At 67.0% G+C, this 17095-nt stretch carries 14 protein-coding genes; 12 read left to right on the plus strand and 2 right to left on the minus strand.

Annotated elements, in window-relative coordinates:
* Positions 1 to 285 precede the first annotated feature (285 nt).
* From ACFXJL_RS34360 to ACFXJL_RS34370, 3 genes are read left to right on the plus strand one after another with little or no spacing between them, the layout of a single operon-like run.
* Entirely contained in the window at positions 286 to 1302 is a 1017-nt protein-coding gene (locus ACFXJL_RS34360; protein ID WP_358877988.1) for a dihydrodipicolinate synthase family protein, read from the plus strand.
* A 36-nt stretch (positions 1303 to 1338) separates the two neighbouring features.
* Complete coding sequence (locus tag ACFXJL_RS34365) at positions 1339 to 2784, plus strand: NAD-dependent succinate-semialdehyde dehydrogenase (protein WP_384699328.1); 1446 nt, start codon at positions 1339 to 1341, stop codon at positions 2782 to 2784.
* A 59-nt stretch (positions 2785 to 2843) separates the two neighbouring features.
* Positions 2844 to 3776, plus strand: a complete 933-nt coding sequence (locus tag ACFXJL_RS34370) for a VOC family protein (RefSeq protein ID WP_358877986.1) — start codon at positions 2844 to 2846, stop codon at positions 3774 to 3776.
* A 78-nt stretch (positions 3777 to 3854) separates the two neighbouring features.
* On the opposite strand, the gene ACFXJL_RS34375 is transcribed toward ACFXJL_RS34370, so the two are convergent.
* A complete protein-coding gene (locus tag ACFXJL_RS34375) occupies positions 3855 to 4637 on the minus strand; it encodes an IclR family transcriptional regulator (RefSeq protein WP_384699332.1) in 783 nt (260 codons plus the stop codon).
* A gap of 323 nt (positions 4638 to 4960) precedes the next feature.
* Between ACFXJL_RS34375 and ACFXJL_RS34380 the strand changes: the two genes are divergently transcribed.
* The 8 genes from ACFXJL_RS34380 (at position 4961) to ACFXJL_RS34415 (ending at position 14745) form a co-directional block, all read left to right on the plus strand.
* On the plus strand, positions 4961 to 6193 hold the full coding sequence (locus tag ACFXJL_RS34380; protein ID WP_384699335.1) for a DUF1116 domain-containing protein: 1233 nt from the start codon (positions 4961 to 4963) through the stop codon (positions 6191 to 6193).
* Between the two features lie 74 nt (positions 6194 to 6267).
* The gene (locus tag ACFXJL_RS34385) at positions 6268 to 7554 is read left to right on the plus strand and encodes an amidase (RefSeq protein ID WP_384699338.1); all 1287 of its coding nucleotides are present in this window, start codon (positions 6268 to 6270) and stop codon (positions 7552 to 7554) included.
* The gene (locus tag ACFXJL_RS34390) at positions 7548 to 9551 is read left to right on the plus strand and encodes an acetoacetate--CoA ligase (protein WP_384699340.1); all 2004 of its coding nucleotides are present in this window, start codon (positions 7548 to 7550) and stop codon (positions 9549 to 9551) included. The genes ACFXJL_RS34385 and ACFXJL_RS34390 overlap by 7 nt, the downstream gene beginning before the upstream one ends.
* On the plus strand, positions 9541 to 10350 hold the full coding sequence (locus tag ACFXJL_RS34395; protein WP_384699343.1) for an enoyl-CoA hydratase/isomerase family protein: 810 nt from the start codon (positions 9541 to 9543) through the stop codon (positions 10348 to 10350). Before ACFXJL_RS34390 ends, ACFXJL_RS34395 begins: the two co-directional genes overlap by 11 nt.
* Before the next feature lie 410 nt (positions 10351 to 10760).
* The gene (locus ACFXJL_RS34400) at positions 10761 to 11531 is read left to right on the plus strand and encodes a cyclase family protein (RefSeq protein ID WP_384699346.1); all 771 of its coding nucleotides are present in this window, start codon (positions 10761 to 10763) and stop codon (positions 11529 to 11531) included.
* 1 nt (position 11532) lies between these two features.
* The gene (locus tag ACFXJL_RS34405) at positions 11533 to 11925 is read left to right on the plus strand and encodes a RidA family protein (RefSeq protein ID WP_384642820.1); all 393 of its coding nucleotides are present in this window, start codon (positions 11533 to 11535) and stop codon (positions 11923 to 11925) included.
* Positions 11926 to 12380: 455 nt separating this feature from the next.
* Positions 12381 to 13610: an MFS transporter gene (locus tag ACFXJL_RS34410; protein ID WP_358877978.1), complete on the plus strand. Its 1230-nt coding sequence runs from the start codon at positions 12381 to 12383 to the stop codon at positions 13608 to 13610.
* 553 nt (positions 13611 to 14163) lie between these two features.
* Positions 14164 to 14745, plus strand: a complete 582-nt coding sequence (locus ACFXJL_RS34415) for an STAS domain-containing protein (RefSeq protein ID WP_384699350.1) — start codon at positions 14164 to 14166, stop codon at positions 14743 to 14745.
* 410 nt (positions 14746 to 15155) lie between these two features.
* Here ACFXJL_RS34415 and ACFXJL_RS34420 read toward each other — a convergent pair whose 3' ends face one another.
* Positions 15156 to 16070 carry a phosphatidylinositol-specific phospholipase C gene (locus ACFXJL_RS34420; RefSeq protein WP_384699353.1) on the minus strand — a complete coding sequence of 305 codons (915 nt, stop codon included), beginning with the start codon at positions 16068 to 16070 and terminating at the stop codon, positions 15156 to 15158.
* A gap of 588 nt (positions 16071 to 16658) precedes the next feature.
* Here ACFXJL_RS34420 and ACFXJL_RS34425 point away from each other — a divergent pair.
* Positions 16659 to 16883: a hypothetical protein gene (locus ACFXJL_RS34425; protein WP_384699356.1), complete on the plus strand. Its 225-nt coding sequence runs from the start codon at positions 16659 to 16661 to the stop codon at positions 16881 to 16883.
* The last annotated feature ends 212 nt before the right edge of the window (positions 16884 to 17095 follow it).

Genomic DNA, 17095 nt, shown 5'->3' on the forward strand with positions numbered 1-17095 from the left:
GGGTTCGGTGAAGCTACAACCGTGAATGTCGGGTGTCAACGCCCCGGCGCATGGGCGAAAAGGTCCTGGTTTACGCCTCGGGCCCTACGGGGTCGTCGATTGCCGGATCGGTGGGCGCGTGTCGGTGCGGTGAGTCGCAGGGGTATCCGTTGGTACCCCATTGACCCGCATCGGGCTGATTGCTAGCCTCCGCAAACATCCAGCAAGTGGTCATCATATCCACTATCTGGATGTGTGGCGGGCTCGTAGAGCCGCGCCGACCCTCATCGAACGGAGCGTCCACCCATGACTTATTCGCGCCTCGAAGCCCGCGAGTGGGCCCAGCAGAACATGACGGGCATCTGCGGATGCGTGATGCCGACCTTCACCAGCGATCTGACCCGGATCAACGAACGCGCGATCCGGCACGACATCGACATGGAGAAGAAGATGGGCATGTCCAGCACGCTCATCGTGTCGGAGTGCGGTACGACCTTCGACGAACTCCTGCAGACCACCGAGATCGCGATCGACGAGGCCGGGGACGCACTGCAGACCGTGGTCCATGCCGCGCTGCCGACCCTGAAGGACAACATCCGCCTGATCCAGGAGTCGGAGAAGCGGGGCGCGACCTACGTACTGCTGTCATACCCGCTGACCTTCTACCCGCAGACCGAGCAGGAGGTCTTCGACTACACCAAAGCCATCGCCGACAGCACCAACCTCGGCATCATCATCTTCGCGATGCACCTGTGGAACTTCCGCCGACTGCACCCGAGCCACTTCTCACCCCAGCTGATCGGACGGATGATCGACGAGATCCCCAATGTCGTCGCCGTGAAGAGCGAGGTCGGCGGGCCGGGCGTGGGCGGTATCGCCGAGATCTTCCACAAGTACCGCGACCAGGTCATCGTCATGGACCCGATCGAGTCCAACTCCCCGGCGTGGCACTCGATGTACGGGATGCAGTGGATGGGCACTTCGAACTACGAGGCGTACGGCCCGTGGGTCGCGCGCTACTTCAACCTCATGCGCGAGGGGAAGTTCGACGAGGCGATGGAGATCTACTGGAGGATCCACCCCGTCCGCGAAGCGGACTCCGCCGCTGTCGGCCAGGCTGTCGCCGGAACCGCCATGGTCCACCGCTACCTGTGGAAGTACCAGGGGTGGCTCAACGGGTTCAACGGCGGCCCCATGCGCGCGCCCTTGTCGCGCATCAACGATGGGCAGATGGCACAGCTCCGCGCCGCCGCAGTGGCCGCCGGACTCGACGTCACCGACTCTCCGGACAGCGAGTTCTTCGCCGGCCGCAACCCGGCCTGACGTTCTGTCCGCAGTCCATGTAGCGAAGGATCCCCGATGACGACGACCATCCCCTCGCCGTACTCCGACCTCATCATCGGCACGGCGCCCCCGAACCGCCGACGTGACACGATCGACGTGTTCGACCCCTCCTGCGGCAAGCCGCTGAGCAGCGTCCCCGACGCCACCGTCGAAGACGCACTGGCCGCCGTCGACGCGGCAGCCCTGGCCTTCGGGTCCTGGCGGGCGCGCAGCCCACGGGAGCGGGCCGAAGTACTCCAGCGCTGCTGGGAGTTGATGAACGAACGCAAGGACGAGATCGCCACGCTCATCTCGTCGGAGAACGGCAAGACCCTCTCCGACGCCCTGGGCGAGGTCGCCTATGCCGCGGAGTTCTTCCGCTGGTACGCAGAGGAGGCGGTCCGGGCGACGGGCCAGCTCGGCTCCTCGCCGAACGGGGCCAACCAGATCATGGTGTCCTACGAACCGATCGGCGTCGCCGTTTTGGTCACCCCGTGGAACTTCCCCGCGGCCATGGCCACCCGAAAGATCGCACCTGCCCTGGCCGCCGGGTGCCCCGTCGTCCTCAAACCCGCCTCCGAAACCCCGCTCACCAGCTACCTCATCGCCCGTATCTGTGCGGATGCGGGGGTCCCCGACGGGGTGGTCAATGTCGTCACCACCAGCCGCTCGGGTGAGGTGGTGCGCGCGATGCTCCACGATCCACGGGTCCGGGCCCTGTCGTTCACCGGCTCCACCGAAGTGGGACGCGCACTCCTGCACGAAGCCGCGGACACGGTCCTCAAGACCAGCATGGAGCTGGGCGGAAACGCACCCTTCATCGTCCTCGACGACGCCGTACCGGACGAGGTCATCGACGGACTGATGATCGCGAAGATGCGCAACGGGGGACAGGCGTGCACCGCCGCCAACCGCATCTACGTGCACCGATCCCTGGTTGAGAAGATCTCCGGCCTCCTGGCCGACCGGTTCTCCGCACTGACCATCGGCCCGGGGACCGATCCCGCGACCGAGTGCGGGCCACTGATCAACGACCGCGCGGTGGACAAGATCGACAGTCTGGTGGAGTCGGCGGTGGCCGCCGGCGCGAGGATCCTCACCGGCGGCGAACGGCCCCCACGCGAAGGGTCGTTCTATGCGCCGACCGTCCTGGTCGACGTCCCACCGCAGGCGGACATCGTCCGCGAGGAGATCTTCGGCCCCATTGCGAGCATCATCGCCTTCGACTCCGACGAAGAGGTCATCCGAGCAGCCAACGACACCCACCTCGGGCTCGCCGCCTACGTCTACACGGCTGACCTGCGCCGCGGCCTGCGCATGGCCGGCGAGCTCGAAGCCGGCATGGTCGCCGTCAACCGGGGCCTCCTCTCGGACCCGGCGGCCCCGTTCGGCGGTGTCAAGGAGAGCGGACTCGGCCGCGAAGGCGGCACCGAAGGAATGCTCGAATTCATGGAGTCGAAGTACATCGCCACCTCCTGGTGACCACGATCGCCGCGGAAGGCGACCACCCCCGACTTCTCGGTGAAGAAAGCGAGAATCACATGTCCATCCCCACTCCACATCCGATCACCAGCGTACGGTCGGTCGCGATAGCGGTCGAGGACCTGCCCGTCGCCAGGGGCTTCTACCGTGACCTCTGGCAACTGGATCTGGTCACCGAGGAACACGGCCGGAGCTACTTCGGCTCCGGATGCCCCAGCAACTACATCATCAAGCTGCGCCAGAACGATGTCGCGGGCATCGAGCTCACCACCTTCGACGTCCGTGACCGGGCCGGAGTGGACCAGCTCTTCGAGCGCGTTGCGCGCAGCGGCACGAAGGTCATTCGCGAGCCGGGGGAGCGGGCCGACTACGGCGGCGGCTACGCGTGCGCGTTCTTCGACTGTGACGGCCGGGCCATCGAGCTCGCCACCGAGGTCGAACAGCGTGCCCACCGCCCGGTCGAGCGCGGCGAATCGCGGCCGAAGTTCATCAGCCACGTCGTCTTCAACACCACCGATGTGAACCGGGCTGTTGCGTGGTACGGCGAGGTACTGGGCTTCAAGGTCTCGGACTGGCTCCAGGACTTCTTCTGCTTCCTGCGCACCGGGAGTTGGCACCACATCCTGGCGTTTGCCAACTCGCCGCACACCAGCTTGAACCATGTGTCCTTCGAGCTCAACGGGATCGACGAGTTCATGCGTGGGACGGGGCGGCTGATGCGTGCCGGTGTCCAGCCCCTGTGGGGTCCGGGGCGGCATGGCGCCGGGGACAACACGTACTCGTACTTCCAGGAGCCGTCGAGCGGGTTCGTCATGGAATACACGACCGAACTGATCCAGATCGACGAGGAGCACGGCTGGACCCCCAAGGTGTGGGGCACCTCGCCCCAGGAGCAGGACCAGTGGGGCACGGCCAACGCCTTCGACGAGTTGATCCTCGCGAAGATGTCACCGGCGAACGACCCCGTCCTGTGGGCGCCGCCGAGCATCTGACGGCGCTTTCCCGTGCCTCGCTCGGCCCCGGTGATGTGTCCCGGGGCCGAGCGGGCCTTGTGGGAACCACGGTCCGGCTCAGTCCAGTCGCCAGCCCAGCGCATGGGACATCGACCGGGCGAACTCGACAACCGCCCGGGGTGCCGCGGCCGAGTGCGCACCGTCCTCGTGGTAGTTGATGATCGCGGCGGAAGCGACGACGGCTCCGTGCTGGTCGCGGATCGGAGCCGCCGCCGACTTGCTCCACACCGTCACGTCCTGCGCGGTCACGGCGTAGCCGTTGAGCCGCGTCTCCGCAAGCCGCTCCCGCAACTCCCGTGGGTCGGTGATCGAGAATTTGGTGAGTGGCTTCAGGGGGCCGGCGAGGTAGTCCTCGATGGCTTCCTCGCCGGCGTAGGCGAGAAGGACCTGGCTGCGGGCGCCGGTGTGCAGCGGGTAGCGCCTGCCCAGCATCGACGATGCCGTGATCGAGTCGGCCGGTGTGCGGGGCTCGACGCTGGCGATCGCCGTGGAGAACGCACCGTCGCGCTCGGCGATCTGTACGAAGCCCCCCAACTCGTCCGACAGGGCACGCATGGCGGGCAGCGCGTTGTTCAGGAGAGCGTGGTTGTCGAGATAGGCGGCACCGATCGAGAACATGCGCCGGCCGACGTAGTGGAGCCCGCTGTCCTCATCCCGGCGTACGTACCCGCTGTTGCGGAGATACGTCAGGGTGCGGTGGGTCGTCGCCCACTTGGAACCCAGGGCGTCGGCCAGTTCTTTCGCCCGCAGGGGCCGCTCGGCGAGCAGTTCGAGGATCCGCATACCCCGGTCCATGCTCTGCAAAGTGGGCGCCGAGGCCGATTCCTTCGTCTGTGACATGTCTGCACACTATCAATGCGGACAGTGTATCCACTATGTGGGCGTCCGATCGGGAGTGGCTGACGGTCGGGGTGCTCTGCATGCTTGACGGGTCATTCCTGTGATGGATAGCTTATCCGTAATCCAGATATTGTATCCGCTATATGGATATGACGTTGTGTTCTCCGTTCCCTTGCGCACTTGCGAACAGTCCCCGCGCGAGGCCGAGACCTGCCCCCGCCGCGGGCCCGTCACCTCCGATGTCCAGGGCGGGCATCGCCAACACGGCGGGTCCGCAATGCCCGAGCGCTTTCCCACCCCCGAGACGGCAGGAATGATCAGCTATGCGTGACAGCCAGGGATGGACCATGCTGGCCGAGGCCCCAGCGGTGGCGACCGGAGTGAGACGGGCTGGCGACGTGATGAATGCCGTCGGCCCCCGGAGGTTCCTGCACGCGGGCCCCCCGCTGGAGCAGGACGAACTCGTCGGCCCCATGCGCGGTGCCGTCCTCGGCGCACTCGTCCTCGAAGGCGAAGCCCCGGACCTGCGAGGTGCAGAAGAGCTCCTCGACTCCGGCGCCGTATCCCTCGCACCTTGCCACTCGGCCAACGCTGTGGGGGCGATGGCAGGCGTCATCTCCCCCAGCATCCCCGTTGTCCAGGTCGAGGGAGCGGACGCAAGGACGGCGTTCGCTCCCCTCAACGAAGGTCTCGGCGAAGCCCTGCGGTTCGGCTCGACCAGCGACCGGGTGATAGCCCGACTTCGGTGGATGAGCGATGTGCTCGCCCCCACCCTCGACGCCGCACTGACCGCGGCAGGAGGCATGGACATCATCGCGCTACAGGCGGAGGGGCTGCGGCGCGGCGACGAATGCCACAACCGCAACGTCGCCAGCACGGCCGCCCTGCTCGCCCAGCTCGCACCAGCCGTGGTCCGCAACACCCCCGACGCTCAGACGGCAGCGTCCGTCCTGGAGTTCCTCGCGGGCAACCCCCACACATTCCTGGCCTTCTCGATGGCCGCTGGCAAAGTCGTTGGCGATGCCGCCCACGCCGTACAGGACACCCCCGGGCTGGTCACCGCGATCTGCGCGAACGGCCGACGCCTCGGACTGCGCGTGAGCGGCATCGACGGCTGGATCACCGCCCCCGCTCCCACCGGACAACCGAAGGTGTTCTCCGGCTTCACCATTGCGGACGCCTGCCCCGCGATGGGGGATTCCTTCATGACCGAGACCATCGGCCTCGGCGCGTTCGCCCTCACCGCGGCGCCGGCGATCAGCTCCTTCGTCGGAGGCACCCATGAAGAGGCGGTCGAAGTCGTGCATGCCATGCGCCAGATCTGCCGGGGCAGCAGCAACCGGTTCCTCATCCCCTCCGACAACTTCGCCGGCACACCGGTGGGCATCGATGTCGACCTCGTCTGCGAAACCGGCATCACCCCCATCGTCAACAACGGATTCGCCCACCGTCAGCCGGGCATCGGCCAGGTCGGTGCGGGACTCACCCGCCTCCCCATGGAACCGTTCCTCACTGCGCGCGACGCCCTCGCGGCCACCACCACCGCACCGGTGTGACACCCCCCAGAACCACCACACGAATGTCGCCGAAACCAACGACGTAGGCGCACCATGCCCCCTCAGGAGGATCGATGACTCGCGACGGCCCAACCGACGAACATCCGCTCCCCGACGCGACAGCGATCGCCCACGCCGTGCGGACCGGAACCCGATCTGCCGAGCAACTGTGCCGCCAGTCACTGACAGCCGCTCAGAAGGCCGACGGTGTCTTCTGGACGGTTGACCCCGCCGCCCTGCAAGCGGCACGTGACATCGACCGCCGTGCTGCACACGGGCATCCCCTGGGACCCCTCGCCGGAGTACCGATCGCGGTGAAGGACAGTTTCGACATCGCGGGACTGGACACCACACTCGGGCTTCGAACCCCCGTCCACCGAGCCGAGAAGGACGCGGAGGTCGTCGCACGACTACGCGCCGCCGACGCCGTGATCATCGGCAAGACCTCGATGGACCAACTCGGTTGGAGCATGACCGGGCAGACCCCGGGAAGGCCGCCCTGTCCCAACCCCACCGCGCCGAACACACTGCCCGGGGGCTCGTCCGCCGGGTCCGCCGCAGCCGTCGCCGCCGGAATCGTCCCCCTGGCGATCGGCGGCGACACGGCCGGATCGGTACGGGTCCCGGCAGCTTGGTGCCGCGTGGTGGGTCTCAAACTGTCCCACGCCAGCGTCCGGCTCGACGGCTGCGCTCCATTGGCGCCCTCGATGGACTGCGTCGGAGTGTTCGCCGCATCGGTACGCGACTGCCGGACCACCGCCGAAGTCCTGGGCGTGACGGGACCCGACCGCGCCGTCGCACTCCCGCGCATCGGAGTCCCCTCCCGCCTCCTGGAGCACGGCCCCATGGATCCCCGAGTCGCCGCAACCTTCGAAGCCGCACTCAACCGACTCGCGGACCTCGGACACCCGATCGTCGAGATCGACTTCGAACTACGGCCACGGGGCACAGGGCGCATCCTGACCCGTGAGGCGGCAGTGCAGTGGGCCGGTCGCATCGCCCCCGACGAGCCCGACCTGCTGACCGCATTTGACCGCGGCACCCGCATGGCCCCCGCCACCTACGCGCAGGCCCGGCAGGATGTGGCACACGCGGCGCACCGGTCAGCCGCAGTGTTCACTCACGTCGACGTGATCGCACTGCCCACCACCCCCCTCCTGCCACCGGCGGTCTCCGAGCCCGCGGCCGTTCTCGACGCCTCCCGGTTCACCCGCGCGGCCAGCGCCTACGGCTGGCCGGCGATCTCCCTGCCACTCGGCACCGGCCCCCACGACAGCGCACTCCAACTGATCGCCCCCCAAGGGAAGGACCACCAGCTCATGAACCACGCCGAACACCTGTGGGAGGCCCTCACATGCTGAAGGCCACCGACCCGACGCGACGGGTGATGTGGACACCGTCCGAAGAGTGGACGACAACCAGTGAGCTGACGCGGTTCCGGCACTGGCTGGCGCGTGAACGCGGTGTCGAGTGCCTTGACTACGATGCGCTCTGGCACTGGTCGGTGAAGGACATCGAAGGGTTCTGGAAGGCGATCTGGGACTACTTCGACGTACGCGCCGACGGCGATCCGACGAGTGTGCTCACCGACCGAACCATGCCCGGCGCGCGTTGGTTCCCCGATGTGCAGCTCAACTACGCCGAACAGATCCTCGCCGACCGCGATCCCGAACGCGTGGCGATCGTGTCCGTCTGCGAGTCCGAGGCCCCACAGGAGTTCACCTGGGCCGAACTGATCGACCGCGTGACCCGCGCCCGAGCCGGCCTCATAGCCGCCGGCGTGGGTCGCGGCGGTCGGGTCGCGGCCTATCTGCCCAACACCGTCGAGGCGGTGGTCGCCCTCCTGGCGACGGCAAGCCTAGGAGCCATCTGGTCGATCGTCGCCCCGGAGACAGGAGCGACAAGCACGCTGGACCGCTTTCGGCAGATCGACCCCACCGTGCTGATCACCGTCGACGGATACCGTCACGCGGGACGGGAGTTCGACCGCCTGGAGGTGGTGCGGGAGATCGTCGACGAACTACCGACCCTCGGCCGGGTCGTCGTTGTCGACCACCTGAGCCCCGGCCGACCCCTCACCGGCATCACCGCGGCCGTCACCTGGGACGACTTCTGTGCCGCAGGGCCACCCCTGGCATTCGAACGAGTGCCCTTCGACCACCCACTGTGGATCCTCTACTCCTCGGGCACGACCGGTGCCCCGAAGCCGATCGTCCACGGGCACGGCGGCATCGTCCTCGAACACCTCAAGAAGCTCCACTTCCATGTCGACGCCCGTCGGGACGACCGCATCCTGTGGTTCACCAGCACGGGGTGGATGATGTGGAACTTCCTCGTCGGCGGTCTGCTCACCGACGCCGCAATCGTCCTCTACGACGGCAGCCCCCGCCATCCGGACCAGGCGGCCATGTGGGACGTGGTGGAGGCCACCGACACCACCTGCTTCGGCACCAGCGCGGGCTTCCTGACCGCCTGCCGCGCCGACGGCGTCCAGCCACGCAAAGACAGGGACCTGCGACGACTGCGCGCGGTCGGCTCCACGGGCTCACCGCTCACCCCCGAGGTCTTCGACTGGGTCTACGCAGAACTGGGCCCGGACCTGTGGCTGTTCTCCTCCAGCGGCGGCACGGACGTCTGCACCTCCTTCATCGGAGGAGTTCCCACCCTGCCCGTCATCCAAGGAGAGCTGCAACGCAGATCCCTCGGCGCGCCCATCGCCGCCTGGGACGACGACGCCCACCCCCTGATCGGCGAAGTGGGGGAACTGGTCCTCACAGCACCGATGCCCTCGATGCCGGTGAAGTTCTGGGGTGACACCGATGGCACGCGCTACCGCGAGGCGTACTTCGACCACTACCCCACCGAATCGCCCGTGTGGCGCCACGGGGACTGGATCGAGATCACACCCGGGGCAGGCGTGGTCATCCATGGCCGATCCGACTCCACGATCAACCGCGGTGGCATCCGCATGGGCACCAGCGAGCTGTACCGCTCCGTCCTGAGCCTGGACGCGGTCGTGGACGCACTCGCCCTGGACGTGATCGAACCGGATGCGTCCTCAAGGCTGGAGCTCTTCGTGGTCCTGGCCGCGGGGCAGGAACTCGATACCGAGCTGAAGCGCGCGATCACCTCCCGGCTGCGCACAGACTGCTCGCCACGACACATCCCCGACACCGTCCACCGAATCGACGAAGTCCCCCGGACCCGATCGGGCAAGCCGCTGGAGGTCCCGATGAAACGACTACTCATGGGCGCCGACCTCGACGACGTGGTGGACCGCGATGCCGTGGTCAACCCACATGCATTGGATCCCTTTCTACGGCTGGCCCAACAGAGACGGGACCGATGTGGGCAGTGACCTGACGGAGCACCCGTCCCTGCGCATCGAAGAAGTGGACCAGGGCGTCGCCCTCGTGACACTCGCGAGACCCGAGCGGCGCAACGCACTCGACGCCACGACCCTGGACGAACTGGCCCGGGCATTTGACGCCCTCGACGCACGCGCCGTGGTCCTCACCGGCGATGGTCCCGCCTTCTGCGCAGGATATGACCTTCGCAGCATCGGCGGGCCCCGGTGGGAACAGTCCGCCGAACAACTGATCGCCCATCCCCGCCACGCAGTGTTCGACGTGATGGAGCGCTCCGCGTTCCCGATCATCGCTGCGATCGACGGCGCCGCCCTCGGAGGCGGACTCGAACTGGCGTCCTGTTGTGATGCCCGAGTCGCCACCCGCGATGCGTACTTCGCCATACCGGCCGGTGATCTCGGCCTGGTCTACTCCGACACCGGGGTACGCCGTTTCGCATCGGTCTGGGGCGGCTCGCTCACACGCGAAATGCTGCTGTTGGGACGACGGGTGGACGCCGACCGCGCATGGCAGGTCGGAGCCATCGCCGAGTTGACCCCCGACGGCGCCCACGTCGAGACGGCACTGCAACTGGCCAGGCGCGCAGCCCGACTCGCGCCCCGGGCCACCGCCTCCAACAAGCGGATCATCGGCGGCACACCCGCCCCAGCTCCCGTTGGCCCCTCGCTCGACGCCGCCGCCCTGCGCCAGGCGTGCTTCGGTCCGGACGGTGAACTGCGCGCCGGCATCGATGCGTTCCTGCGCAGCCGTGCGGTGCGCTCGATCGACGACACTCGACGAACGCCGTGAGCCCCTGCTGACCGTCGCGGTGAAGCACTGAGCTCGCCCCTCGCCGCTCGCTGCTCCCCTCGCCGTCCGTCGGTGTGGCGCAGGTGAGCCTTGCGGCGCCGAGCCGTGAGCTGCCGCTCGCTAGGGCCCCGGCCCAGCGTGGCCAGGGTTGCGCCGAGCGCCGACATGACTGGACCCGCCCTGACGCCCGCCGTCCACTCCACGCGTCGAAGGGGCCATCCGCTGCGGGAACCCCCTGTTTTCGCTGTTCACCGGGGTCGCAGCGGCGAGACAAGTCAGTCGAGACAGCAGCCGCACACCCATTGACGAGACTTCTTCGACCCACCTAATGTCTCGGACACACTATCCGATCAGTTGATTTCATATCCACTATATGGATAGGAATCTCCGAAGGGAAGTAGGCAAACCCCATGGCCCGACGCATCGTTGACCTCTCGATGACCGTGGACACCGATCCGACCCTCGACGGCAAGGGAGTCACACTCGTCCCCCACTCGGAGGGAGCCAAGTGGAACAAGGACAACTACGACATCGACCCCCAGGACTGGCCCACTCCTGGTGAGGCATACGCCATCTGCAACCTCGAAATCACGGACCACACCGGCACCCACATGGACGCCCCATGGCACTTCGGTCCGCAGATGGCCGACGGCTCCCGACCGAAGACCATCGAGGAATGGCCCCTCGAACGCTGCATCGGTGACGGCGTCGTCATCGACATCCAGGACTGCGCGGACGGCGAAGAGGTGTCACTGGACAAGCTCCAGCAGAAGTTCCGTGACATCGACTACACGCTCAAGCCCGGCGACATCGTGTTGTCGATGACCGGCAACGACAAGTACTTCGGCACCGACGCCTATATGAACCGCGGCGGCGGTATGAGCCGCGAAGCCCTGGAATGGATGCTCGACCAGGGGGTCACCACCGTGGGAACCGACGCCTGGAGCTATGACCGACCCTACGCTGCATGGGCCGCCGACTACCACGAGCACGGCCACGACCCGAAGTTCCTCTGGCCCTGTCACCTCCTCGGATTGGAGAAGGAGTACGTGCACATGGAGAAGATGGCCAACCTCGACCAACTGCCCCCGCACGGCTTCCAAGTGATCGCCATGCCCCTGAAGATCGCAGGCGGCACTGCCGGCCCCGTACGCGCGATCGCACTCGTCGAAGAGGACTGACATGGCCGCCGACCTCAACCTCATCACCGAGGTGCCCGGCGTCCTGTCAGGAACGGCCTGGCACTGGGCGGGCACCGTGGACCAACTGGTCTTCACCTCCGGGCAGATCGGCTGGGACGAAGCGGGAAACACCGTCGGGCCAGACGATCCCACGGCCCAGACCGAGCAGGCATTCGCCAACATGGCCCGCACCCTGGACGCCGCCGGCAGCTCCATGGACCGCATCGTCAAGATCACCGGCTTCATCGCCAAACCCGAGGCACTGGAGGAGATCAGGGCCGTCCGTGACCGCTGGCTACCGACCCGCCCTCCCTCCACCTTCGTGTTCGTCGCAGGGCTCGTACAGGACGACCTCATGGTCGAGTTCGAAGCGATCGCGGTGAAGAAGCCTTAGCGCAGAGGGTGCCTCCCCCAGCCCAGCGGCAGGGGAGGCACCCGTCACCGCCCGCACACCCACCGAGCACTGCCCCGGGTGGTAGAGCAGTCCCGACAGCCCGTACCGTCCCCAACGCATTCGGCCCGGTGCGCTGGCCCTCGCACCCGTCCGCTCCTCGGTCGCCTCGCCACATCGAGTGCCGGACCTCGCAGCCACCCTGCCACCCACACACCCCACGCCGGACATCCGCGGCAATCCACACACCAGCCGTCAACCACGTCCCCCGGCAGCAACACCACACATCGACCCGCGCCCCCGTCCGCCGCGAAGCCGCGCCGGGGCACGCGCAGTCATCCGTCCGCGGCATCCCCCGTTCGCCCACTTTGGCCACTCCGGCCAGCTCGGCGGTCGGTCGGTCCCCCACCCGCCGCTCTCACGGGGCACCGCACCTTCGAGAAGGGATGTTCCAGCCCATGTCCGAAGAGATCTACACCGCCCGATGGCGGATGCTCGCACTCCTGGTGGCCGGGTACGTGGGCCTGACGCTGAACTGGTTCAACATCGCGTCCGCCTTCACCCCGATCAGTGAGGACCTGGGGGCCTCCTTCACCCAACTCGCCTTCCTGATCGCGCTCTTCCTCATCGGATACGGCGTCGTCCACATTCCCGCAGGACTCCTCGCGACCCGACTGGGTCTCAAGCGCACACTCGTCCTCGGCATCGTGCTGGAGAGCGTCGGCGGCATCCTCTCCGGGATCGCCGTCGAATACACCGACCTCGCGATCTACCGCGTCCTGGCCGGAATCGGCGGATCAATCTTCCTCTCGGTCTCGGTGGGGGCAGTCACCGTCTGGTTCCGTCACCACGAGATCAACCTCGCCCTGGGCATCACCGGTGGAGCCGCCTTCAGCATCGGCACGGCACTGGGTCTGTACGGATGCGTCGCCCTCACCGACATGGTGGGCTGGCGGGCGATGCTGATCACCTGCGGCGTTCTGAACCTCATCGTGGCCGCTGCCGCAGCTGCGTGGTTCAGAACCCCGTCGGACGTGGCTGGCCTCGCCGGCGCCGAGATCACCCGGGAGGGACTGTCGAAGGCTCTGTGGGACCGACAGCTGTGGATCTACGGCGGAGCCATGATCGGGGTGTACGGCGCGTACATCACCGCCTCACAGCTGCTCGGTGAGTACGCGATCGACGAATTCGGATTCAGCACCGGCCAAGGAGGGCTCCTCGGCGCGGTCTTCGCCCTGGCGGGAATCCCGGGCAGCCTGATAGGCGGGCACCTGGCGGACCGTCTCAAGAACTACCGACTGATCATGGTCGTGCCGTTTCTTGCGATGAGCGCCGCCCTCTTCCTGCTGCCCGTCCGCTCGGCGCCGCTGCTGTGGTTCCTCTCAGCGCTGATCGGGTTCCTGTTCCTCTTCAGCTTCCCCGCCTGGCTGTGCGTCCCATCCGACGTGTCGCGCGTCGACCCGGAACATATCGGCACCGCGGTGGGTCTGATGCTCACCCTCGCGGCGGTCGGCGGCTTCGTCGTCCCCGTGGTCTTCGGGAAGGTCGTCCCCGCCGCAGGCTACGGTGCCGGCTGGGCCGCTATGGGAGCCCTCTCGGTCCTCACCGCACTGATCGGCCTCCTCGGCCGCCCGGGCCCCACTCCTCCCCTCAACAGTGAGCCCGCGCGAACCGTCGACGCCGCCTGAACGTCAACGGGCTCACCGCCCGTGGGGGCGGTGAGCCCGTGGCACATGTCGTGATGGCGACGGGCGTTGGCGTGGTGTCCGTCAGCCTATGCATGCGTAGTTGTGGAATCCGGCGGCGACTTTCCCCCAGCGGCCGTCGGCCTGGTCATCGTCGGTCAGTTTCTGGAGTGGGCGCCAGTTGGCGGAGCACGAGCCCCGAGCGCGGATACTTCTCGGCGATTTGGGGATGCCGCTGACCTGAGCACAGTCGGCGGCCACTGTGGGGAGCAGCCCAGGTGCGCGGGAACGGGTTGCTTCCGCTGCTCATGGGATGGCCACGGGTTTGCATCCCGGCCCGTGGCGTCCCCCGGCCATCGGCGCGTCCATGGTCTCGACCCGTGGAACCGCACCCAGGATCCGTCGAGGGTCAGCCGGGCAGCTCGACGCCGCTCTTGCCTGGACAGGAGTCTTCCTTGCTTGACATGGACGTGCCCAGTGGGGGCACACGCCTCTTCACGGACCCGCAGGATCCGCTGGGACCGCTCCCGCGAACACACCTCACCAGGAGAAGGTCATGACCACTCAGCCCTTCCGGCGTATCCCGCCGCTCTCCTCGACAGGCACCGGCCGGCCTCTGCCCGAGCAAGCGCAGGGGGCGGGAAGCGTGAGGGCGCGCTTCTCCCACCACACCCGCTTCACCCCCGGCCCGGAGGGCGGACAAGAGCGGGCGACCGTACATCTGGCCGGAGAACTCAACCTCGAATCACATCGCAACGCCCAAGCGGTCCTTGAACTGTGTGTCACCATCCGACCCGCCCACATCACCATCGACCTCACGCGCCTCACCCTGCTCGACCGCGCCGGCGTCTCCGTACTGAAGACCGCCCAGCACCAGGCCAACGACGCGGGCATCCCCCTCACACTCACCGGACGACCACCCCTCAGCGTCGCCCGCCTCCTCAACCTGACCGGCACACCCCACCCACCACAGGAGGAAGCCAGGCACCGTACCGACCGCGCCGCGGGCTGCTCGCTGGAGGGCACGCACGGTGTGGCCCCGCGCCGGATGGCGGGCCACCGGATCGCTATGGTCACCCTCGCGGGCGTCACGGTCCTCGTCTCCCTTCTCACGGCCTTCGCCCAGACACCCGGTTGAACCGTTCGATGCCTATCTGCACTTCACCCGGAGGGCAGAAGCGGCCCGGTGTGAAGGCTAGGACGGACCGAAAGCAGGTGCGCTCCAACTTGCTGACCGTCGGCGGCGATCATCCTGACTGGAAGCAGACGCTGGTTCGTGCCCTGATCTTCAGACGCGGCTCGCAGAGCGAGAGCGCGGGGCCGTCGGGGCGGGCTCAGTCTGGTGCACCAGAGCGGTAGGTCAGGGCCATGGACGTGGTGAGGAGGTTGGCGCCACTTCAGGGTTGGGCACTGTTTCTCGGATCCTGTTCTGAGCCGGAGGTAAGAGCGACTCCAGCCGCTCCCACTCCGCATGCGTCCGATCTCCACGGCCCGTACAGCCAGTCTGGCGCCACCCCCCCCACGTACGTCGAAGGACCCAACCAGTGCCTAGATGAAGTTCTTGTTGATCAGGAGGTCCAGAATGTCGGTGCGGTAGTTGGGGAAGTCCATCGGCACGATGCCGAAGCGGGCTCGCTGATTCCTTCTGGGGTCCAGGTATGCGTAGACGCTCGGAAGGATCTTCTCGGCCCCGATAGAGGGATTGGGGATGGGGCCCTTGGCGGTGCTGGTGAAGTTGATGAACATCTTGGACGTGCTCTGGTCATAGAAGGCTTTGTCGAAGTGCGCGACGATCGCCCTCCTCTTCGCATCGTCCGAAACGTTGTACTGGTCCTGGATATCGCAGTTGTCGTTCCACCTGAGCGTCGCCCAATCGTGGGTGAAGTCAGTGAGGAGCACGACCTTTCCGCGGGCTTGTCCCAGGGTGGGCCATGACGGGTTGGTCCAGAAGAGCGAACGGAACCCCATGGACGGGTCGTCCAGGTGCCAGTTGAAGCGGCGCTTGAATTCCTCGGCGTTGAGTTTGTTGCCGCCGCTCTGCTCGTTCTTGATGCGCATGATGACGACTTCGCCCGGGTTGTTGCGCAGGAAGCTTCTACAGTCGCTGAGTACATCCTGGTAACGCTTGTACATGTAGACAGGGCCGTGGTAAAGGCCCATCTCGTTCGCGGTGCCCGCCAGGCCGTTGAGGCGGATGTCGAGGAATCGGATACCGTTGCCGAGCTGGGTCGGCAGGTTCCAGTCCTGGCATTTGGGGATGGCTCCCCCCGTGATGGAGCATGTGTTGTGGGTGCCGGGGATCGTCAGACTGGTGATGGGCAGGCTGCTGGACAGGGAGCTCATCCAGGAGCGGTAGGCCCAGCTCGCTGCAGCGGCTGCCGTTGGAATGCCGAGCACCGCGGCGGTGGCGAGGCCCCCGGCACCGGCTCCCCACTTCAGAACGTCACGACGGGTAGGGGACATCTGCACACTCCAGTTCGACCAGGGAATTGCTGTACTTGCTGGGGCGTACTGTCGTCCGCCCCGCCCGCGCGGGGGCTTTGATCTCCTCCGCGCAAGGGGTTCTGCTCTACTCCGAAATTGGTCGGTGGCTCTCTGCGGGACGGATGAGGCGGTTGTACGCCCGGGTGAGAACCTGCCTGTACGAGCGCAGGGCCGGACCGAGTCCGGTCACACTCGCTCTCACTCTCACGCTGTTCCTCATCTCCCGGTATGAGTGGTACCGCCATCTGGCCACATCAGCAGGGCCGTTGACCCGATGATCTTTCCAGCGAGAGAGAGGGACAACCGGCCCTGGAGGTTGCCTCCCACCGCCATTCGACTTGCCAACCCAAGGAGACCGGCGGGAGCTGGGGCCGACACACCATCAGAGACCACCGACCCGCTACCAGCAGGCTGGGTCCGTCGTTCAACCAGAACGCCTGGAAGGCCGAGCCCGTGGGGGAGTGCGGAAGGCCCGGGCCTGATGGGCACAAAATGCCCTGCCCGTCGATGAGTTGGAGAACCCCTACGCCCTTCGCCGCGGACTGGACGCCCTGTGCCGCACACTGGATGGAGACCGCTGCCGAGGCCACGACCGTGAAGCGGAAGAAGTCAGCCGGCAATGAAGTGTTGGGTATGGCTGTTGAACGCGGACACTTCACCCATAACCTGCTCAACGGGTCCCGATGGACGGCACCGCAAGTGGCGGCTGAAGTCGACCCGGAGCGCATCAGCCCTGGGCGGTTCGCCCAGGATATGACGGTGGGGTGGTGCCCCGACGAGGCGGCCGAATGATTCGCCGGCCCCGGCCGGTACGTACAGGAATCAGGCCGCCTCCAACCGGGCCCGGTGGACCGGATGGGAAGTGAAGCGCGGCTCGGTGTTGGGACGGGACCGAGGTCGTTGTGGGGGCCCACCGCGGTGCGGCCACCAACCGGCCAAACACCACACGCGGGGGGTAGGGGGGTAGTGGTGTAGATGGGCGTCTGGGGGGTTTTGGACGTCGA

It is taken from the genome of Streptomyces sp. NPDC059256, assembly GCF_042753785.1.
GTDB lineage: Bacteria > Actinomycetota > Actinomycetes > Streptomycetales > Streptomycetaceae > Streptomyces.